The sequence below is a fragment of the uncultured Campylobacter sp. genome (assembly GCF_938031315.1).
Classification (GTDB): domain Bacteria; phylum Campylobacterota; class Campylobacteria; order Campylobacterales; family Campylobacteraceae; genus Campylobacter_B.
The window spans coordinates 1-7179 of record NZ_CALHHT010000443.1 but is presented as its reverse complement, the minus strand read 5'-3'; the positions used below and the strand labels follow the sequence as shown (position 1 = coordinate 7179).

General features: G+C 37.0%; 7 protein-coding genes. 3 read left to right on the top strand and 4 right to left on the bottom strand.

The window, feature by feature from the left end; all coding sequences use genetic code 11:
- The first annotated feature begins 723 nt into the window (after nucleotides 1-723).
- From Q0236_RS11040 to Q0236_RS11030, 3 genes are all read left to right on the top strand, one after another.
- Nucleotides 724-1221 (top strand): nitroreductase family protein, encoded by a 498-nt coding sequence (locus Q0236_RS11040; RefSeq protein WP_291938251.1) that lies wholly within the window; start codon nucleotides 724-726, stop codon nucleotides 1219-1221.
- Nucleotides 1222-1223: 2 nt separating this feature from the next.
- Nucleotides 1224-2075, top strand: coding sequence for a ModD protein (modD, locus tag Q0236_RS11035; RefSeq protein WP_297917879.1), 852 nt, complete (start codon nucleotides 1224-1226; stop codon nucleotides 2073-2075).
- Between the two features lie 116 nt (nucleotides 2076-2191).
- Complete coding sequence (locus Q0236_RS11030) at nucleotides 2192-3361, top strand: hypothetical protein (RefSeq protein ID WP_297917877.1); 1170 nt, start codon at nucleotides 2192-2194, stop codon at nucleotides 3359-3361.
- Nucleotides 3362-3475: 114 nt separating this feature from the next.
- Here the strand turns inward: Q0236_RS11030 and Q0236_RS11025 are convergent, their stop codons facing one another.
- From Q0236_RS11025 to Q0236_RS11010, 4 genes are all read right to left on the bottom strand, one after another.
- A complete protein-coding gene (locus tag Q0236_RS11025) occupies nucleotides 3476-3853 on the bottom strand; it encodes a DUF1304 domain-containing protein (protein ID WP_297917874.1) in 378 nt (125 codons plus the stop codon).
- Between the two features lie 37 nt (nucleotides 3854-3890).
- Nucleotides 3891-4664, bottom strand: coding sequence for a type I methionyl aminopeptidase (gene map / locus Q0236_RS11020; RefSeq protein ID WP_297917871.1), 774 nt, complete (start codon nucleotides 4662-4664; stop codon nucleotides 3891-3893).
- 279 nt (nucleotides 4665-4943) lie between these two features.
- Nucleotides 4944-5573, bottom strand: coding sequence for an adenylate kinase (locus Q0236_RS11015; RefSeq protein ID WP_297917868.1), 630 nt, complete (start codon nucleotides 5571-5573; stop codon nucleotides 4944-4946).
- Between the two features lie 267 nt (nucleotides 5574-5840).
- Nucleotides 5841-7179 (bottom strand): hypothetical protein (locus tag Q0236_RS11010; protein ID WP_297917865.1); only part of this gene is annotated, 1339 nt, incomplete at its 5' end.

Below are 7179 nucleotides of genomic sequence, written 5' to 3'. Positions count from 1 at the left end.
GTGCGCAGGCTGATAGGCGAGCAGGTTTAACGCTTAAATTTCATAGCGCTTCGGCGCATGGCTCCGCCTAGTCGTGCTTGGCGGTTAAATTTTAGATATTTTGAGCTTTTGATCTGAGCGCGCTTTGCATGCGGTACGGCGCGGCAAGTGCTTTGCGGACGCGCATGCGGTTAAAATTCAAAAGCGGCGAAAGCGGAATTTTACCTAGCGACGAAGATAAAATTTACTCGGCGCAAAGGTGAAATTTCATTGCTGCGAAGGATAAAATTTTATCCGTAAAGACCAGCACAGGATCGGCGCAGGCTTGCGTGTGAGATGAAATTTAAGGACCACGCGAGCTACACGCACATATTGATGCATACGGCGTGTCATTTTAGCAGGTGCCAGATAGCAGCCTAGGATTAAAATTTAAATACGCGGATCGCAAGCTTGCTTGTGAGCGAAATTTAAGCAAGCTGAGTTTGAGCGGATGTTCTTTACGGCGGATTTTCGTAGCAGCGCGATTTGAAATTTTATCGCAGTTTCGCGCGCTTTTTGATGCAAAAAAAAGGCGTGCTCAGGCAAGCAAAACCAAATCTGCGCGCATCAGCCGCCGCGTAGCGCCTAAATAAGCGTAAAGTGTAAGCAGGGCTCAAGCAAACGCAGCGGCAAGCCTACTTCTAAATTCCATTTTTTACCGCTCGCAAAAAGCGGAATTTAGAAATTTAATTTAAAGGAGCAGCGATGAATGAAATTTTTACACGCACGAGCGTGCGGAATTTTACCGAAAAAATGCCGAGCGACGATCAGATCGAGCTCGTGCTAAAAGCCGCTATGCAAGCCCCTAGCGCGGGCAACCAGCGCTCATGGGAGTTTTACGTAGTACGCGACCGCACCACGCTTACGCTACTTAGCAGCGTCGGCACCTACGGCGGCTGCACGAAGGATGCGCCGCTTGCGATCGTGGTCTGCACGCGCAAAAGCGGCTTAAAATTCCAGCCCTACGCTCGCTACGACTGCGCTTGTGCGGCAGAAAATCTTTGGCTAGCGGCGCACCATTTGGGGCTTGGCACCACGTGGCTGGGCGTAGCGCCCGATATTTACGCAATGGAGCGCGTAAGAGAAATTTTGGATCTGCCTGGGCATTTAGAGGCGTTTTGCATTATGCCTTTGGGCTTTCCGTCTCGCGTCACAAAGGCGCATTCACGCTTTGAGCCCGCTAAAATTCACTTCGTAGGCTAGATATGTTTATTTCGCAGAGTAAAATCGATGATCTTATCGCTAGCGACGGCGCGTTTTTGGACCTTACGACCGAGCTTTTACGCGGCTGCGCGGATCTAAACGCGCCCGCGCGCCTTTCGATCGTAACGAGACAGGATCTGATCTTTAGCGGCGGGCAGATTGCGCGCGAGGTAGCGGCGCGCTTTGGTTGCGAGACGCAGCATCTAGCGCGCGAGGGAAGCGCATTTTGCTCGGGGGATGAAATTTTTAGCACGCAGGGGAGCTTCGAGAGCTTGCATAAAGCTTGGAAGATCGTTCAGATCGTGTTTGAGTACTCATGCAAAATTTCTACTTACGCGCACGAGATGGTTGCGCTGATGCGAGAGGCGAATCCGCGCTGCGTGCTGGGTGCGACGCGCAAGAGCTTTCCTTTTGCGAAGGAGCTTTGCGTAAATGCGCTGATCGCGGGCGGCGGGACGATGCACCGCCTGGGGCTGCACGACAGCGTCCTATTTTTTTCAAACCACATTCGCGCGTTTGCAAGCTTTAGCGAGTTTTGCGCGCAGATCGCTAAATTTAAAGAGCGCGCGCCCGAGCGAAAGATCATGATCGAAGTGGCGAGCGAGCGCGAATTTAGCGAGCTCTTAGGCTACGTACCCGATGCGATAATGTGCGATAAGATGAGCCCTAGCGAGCTTAGAGCCTGCGTTTTGAGGCGCGATGAAACGGCGCCGCAGATTAAAATTTGCGCTGCGGGCGGCATAAATAAAAATAACTGCGCCGAGTTTGCGGCTACCGGCGCGGACGTGCTCGTAAGCTCGGCAGTTTGGAATCAGGGCGTGTGCGATCTAGGCGGAAAGATAGAGTTTATCTAAATATTAAATTTTAAATTTAAGGCGCGGCATGCTAAGCCAAGGGATAAAAAGCGCGATTTATTAATAAATAAGAGTATATTTTGTAAAATTCTTAAAATTTCAAAAAAAGGATTTTTATGAAAAAAATTTTTGTATCATTATCATTGCCAGTATTTTTTTCTTTAGGATACGAATTACCAGCATATACTAGAGCTGAACTTATACAGGACAGGCTTTCAAAAATTGGTATAAAGCAAAGTGTTATTGATGAAACAATAAAATTTGAATATGATATTAAAGATGAAAAAAATTTTTTTACAGAAGATGGAAAAGAAAATGATGATTTTCTAAAACTGAAGGAAATTTATGAAAAAGATGAGAGAAACGAAACATTGGGAGCAACTATTGCTGGTGCATATATGATTGGAGACCAAAAGGATTTTAAAAAAGCAAGACAATATATGGACAAAATTTCAAAATACTCGTCAAAATTTGATAGATTGTCAAATGAATGGAGCTATTACAAACTAAAAGGTGATGAAAAAATTGCTAAAAAATATTATAATCTTTTAAAGCGAAGCTATAAAGGAACTCCAGTTATGGATTTGGTTGAAATATTAAATGATAATTTGGAGATGATTTCATTTATTAATACATTGGGAGATTATTTAAATGAAGAAGATAACAGTACAAATAATGAAGCGAATGATCTTCCAGATGGATTTTTATACGATGAAAAAAATGGAATTATACAAAATAAAAATGAAGATGAAAGTGATGATTTGGATGAAGCAGAAGATACTGAAGAAGATAGTAAAACTTATTCTGAAAGTATAAAGGAAATCCTTGACGATGGAAAAGACACTATAAAAAGTCAAAAAGAGGAAGCCAGCAAATATAAACGAATAGTAGATTATTTTAAAATTGATAAAAATCAAAAGGAATTTGGTATTCCAAATGATTATGTAAGAGGATTTGAGTTAAAAATCGCAGAAATAGAGATAGCTAAAAATATGATGAATTATGGAGTGGGAAGTGCAGTAAAATATTATTTAGACAACGTTTCAACAAAGGATGTAAGTTATGAAGATGTATACTTTAACGAGCAGTCAGAACTGGAACTTTATCTAGCTGTTGCCCAAATGCTTGCAGTTGCTGATGAAAGTGTAGTAAACAAATATAGAAAGGATTTTGAAAATACAAGAGTAATTAAACTGTTGGATGAAGTTCTAAAAAATGAAAGAAAAAAAGAGAAGGATAAAATTGAAAATCCTGATAAAAATAGTAAAAAACATATAAAAGGTTAATTTTTAAAATTAGATTTTGCGAATAAACTTGTAGCAGGGGGGTTATTGACCCCTTGTTATTATTTACAAAAAATACACCTAAAACTTTTCTTCAGTTTAGGTGCATTTATAAAATTATGAAATTATCAATGGCAATAACAATAAAATAAAAGCCATTAATGCAGGTATTCCCTGCAATAAAAAGATTTTTTTAGAAACTGTTACAGAACCATAGATTGCTGCACAGATAATACAAATCAGGAAGAAAATTGCAATTTGAAATTGAAATTCTCCGCTTTCGGTTAAACTCCACATTAATCCTGAGGCAAGAAAACCGTTGTATAGTCCTTGATTTGCCAGCATTTTTTTTACACGTTCATCTTTTAGAAAGTCTAGTTCCAATCCAAAGTTTTTTTGGATGGATTTGCTTTCGTTCAGGTACATTTCAAGAATTAATATGTAATAATGCTCTATTGCCACGAATAATATTAATATGAATGCCAGTATGCTCAATCTAATTCTCTCCCTTCATTATATTTTTAATTTTTTATTAATCTCTTACACTTAAAATTACAGGCTTTCCATCAATAATGGCAAAACTGTGTTCATATTGGGCTGAACGTTTTCCATCTTTTGTAACGGCAGTCCACATATCAGGCAATATCTTCACTTTATAAGTTCCAACATTTACCATTGGCTCAACTGTAATTACCATTCCGTTTTCAATTTTAGCTCCAGTTCCAGCTCTTCCATAATTTGGAATAATTGGGTCTTCGTGCATTTCCTTTCCTACTCCATGCCCTGCAAAATCTCTTACAAGTGAGAATCCAAAGCTCTCTACATATTCCTGAATAGCATGCCCAATATCTCCAATTCTGTTTCCGGCACGTGCCACTTCAATTCCGATATCTCTTGCCTTTTCAGTAACTTCCATAAGTTTTTTAGAAGTTTCATCAATTTCTCCAACAGCATAAGTAATTGCTGCATCGCCAAAATAGCCGTCAAGCACTGTAACTGTGTCAACTGTCAGAATATCCCCTTCCTTCAGTATCTGCTTTTTGCTTGGAATACCGTGTACGACAACTTCGTTTACAGAAATACAAGTTGCGGCTGGATAAGGAGGATATGGATGTCCCACATCGTAACCCTTCGTTCCTGGAATTGCTCCTTGGCTTCTAATGTAATCTTCTGCTATTTGATCAAGTTCATAAGTGCTTATTCCAGCTTTTACATATTTTGGCAATACATCTTCAAAAAGTCTTGCGATTATTTCATTAGCTTTTTTTATTTTTTTTATTTCATCTAATGTTTTGTAAATTATCATTTTTTCTTCTTCTTTCTAAATTTCTTTTTTTAATTTAAATATTGATAACAATTTATACTATTTCCCATTTTAAACAGTAAACTAATTCTAAATTTCTTTACAAGGGGTCAAGGTCAAGCTCTCTTGTTAGCAAATAATATAAAATATAACTTCTATTTTTAAATGAGATTTAGTATTAAAATTAATTCTATTAGATATGTTCAACAACATATATTTTATTTGAACAAGGAATCAAGCTGCCTTGCTTTATAATTTATAGTTCTTGAATAAGGCTATATTTTATTTTTCCAAAATATCAATTATATCTTTTGTAATTTCTTCCAGTTTTTTTGCACCATCTACACTGTAAACTTTATTTTGTTTTTTGTAAAAATCCAATACTGGTGCTGTCTGTTCGTTGTAAACTGCAAGTCTTTTTTTCACTGTTTCTTCATTATCATCTGCCCTTTGTTCCAAATCTTCTGGATTTTCATCAACTGGCGGATTATATTTTATGTGATAAATTTTACCTGTTTTTTTCGATACTCTTCTTCCTGTGATTCTTTCAATAATTTCTTCATCGCTAACTTCAAGTGCGATTACTTTTTCAATTTCTCTATTTGATTTTGCCAAAATTTTGTCAAGTTCTTCAGCTTGAGCCACTGTTCTTGGAAATCCATCCAAAATAAATCCTTTTTTACAGTCATCTTCCTGTAATCTTGCTTCCACAAGCCCATTTACAATATCATCAGAAACCAATTTCCCTTCATCCATCAATTTTTTTGCTTCCAGTCCTAACGGAGTCTTGTTTGCAATTGCAGCTCTCAAAATGTCTCCTGTCGAAATTTGAGGAATTTCATATTTTTGAATTAATTCCTTTGCCTGAGTTCCTTTTCCTGCTCCAGGTGCTCCAAATAACACTATATTCATAATTATTTATCCGATATTTAAAATTAAATACCGCTCCTTTCCAAATTTATTTTTTCACATCTAATTTTAACATTTTAAAAGCCATTTTTCAATTTTCTTTTTTAAATTTTCAAAAAAATAACCAAAAAAGAAAAAAAACTGAATTTAATCAGTTTTTTCTGCTAAAGAACTATTTAGCTAATTTAAGTTAGAGTGGGTAATAAACCCTTCTATATTTTACCACATTTATAAATTTTATCAATACCTTTTTTTAATTTTTATTTTTTTTTAAACTTCTATTTTTTCGTATTTTTTTAAATAATCCTTCAATTCTTCTAAAATATCATTCCCCATTCCTTCTTTTTCCGCTTCTATATTAACGCACAAAAGTGGTTCATGCAGAGATAATCTGATTAAAAACCAGCTTTTTTGACCTACATTTACTCTTACACCTTCATAGTTAGGATTTTCTAGACTCCAATCTTCTTTTTTTTCAGCATATTCCCTAAAGTTTTCCACAATTTTTTCTCCACAAGCCCGAAAATCTTTATCTTTTATAGGAATTCTTATTTCTATTTCCTCAGCAGGCTCAGACAGCTCATTTAAAACATCTGTAAATTCAATGCCTTTTTCCCTGCTCTCTACAAGCTGAACCAAAAGCCTTGCAGCCATATATGCTCCATCATCAAGAAAATAATTTTCTTTAAATGCGGCATGTCCTGATGTTTCTATAGCAAGAGGAGAATACTTTCCTTCGTTATTCAGTCTTATAGATTCGTTTATTACGTTTTTATATCCTCGCTGGAATCTGTGATGAATCCCGCCACGATTTTCTATAAACTCTTTTAGCCCTGCTGATGTAATCGAATCTGTTACAATTATCCCACCAGAATGTTCTTTTAACAATATTTCACTAAGCAATGCGATAAGGTTATTTCTGTTAATTTCACGTCCATTCTTATCTATAAAGGCGCTTCTATCTCCATCTGCATCAAATATTATTCCAAAATCTGCATTATTATCAAGAACTGCTTTTTTTATCGATTCTATCGCTTCTTTTGCTTCAGGATTCGGAATATGATTTGGAAAGTTACCATCAGGATTTAAAAATTGGCTTCCAGTAGTATCTCCACCCAAAACTTCTATTACCTTTTTAGCAAAAAATCCTGCAGCTCCATTTCCTGCATCAATCACTATCCTTAAATTTTCTAGCGGTTTATCCCCTTTCCCAATTTTATTTTTTATTAGTTCGCATATATATGAAGCATAGTCATCTGCTAGATTTTTTACAATTTCTACACCTTTTTCTTCTTTAATCAAATTTTCTTCTTGTTTTTCGGCCATTTCTAGAAATTCATTAACATCACTTTTTTGAAGTCCCCCATTTTTCGTAAAAAATTTAATTCCATTGTAGTAGCTCGGTAAATGGCTGGCAGTTATCATCATTGCACCATCAGCTTTATAATCCTCAAATATCGTAGCCATAAAAAGCGACGGTGTTATTGACATTCCGCAGTCATATACATCAATTCCCATTTCCATCAAGGTCTTTCTTATAACTTCTGAAAATTTAGGTCCTGTATGCCTTGCATCGTGCCCAACTGCCACTTTAACCTTCCTGTTTTCA

Excerpts from the sequence above, each read along its gene's own strand:
- Q0236_RS11040 (WP_291938251.1), top strand. The coding sequence starts at position 724 with ATGAATGAAATTTTTACACGCACGAGCGTGCGGAATTTTACCGAAAAA.
- modD (WP_297917879.1), top strand. The coding sequence starts at position 1,224 with ATGTTTATTTCGCAGAGTAAAATCGATGATCTTATCGCTAGCGACGGC.
- Q0236_RS11030 (WP_297917877.1), top strand. The coding sequence starts at position 2,192 with ATGAAAAAAATTTTTGTATCATTATCATTGCCAGTATTTTTTTCTTTA.
- map (WP_297917871.1), bottom strand. The coding sequence starts at position 4,664 with ATGATAATTTACAAAACATTAGATGAAATAAAAAAAATAAAAAAAGCT.
- Q0236_RS11015 (WP_297917868.1), bottom strand. The coding sequence starts at position 5,573 with ATGAATATAGTGTTATTTGGAGCACCTGGAGCAGGAAAAGGAACTCAG.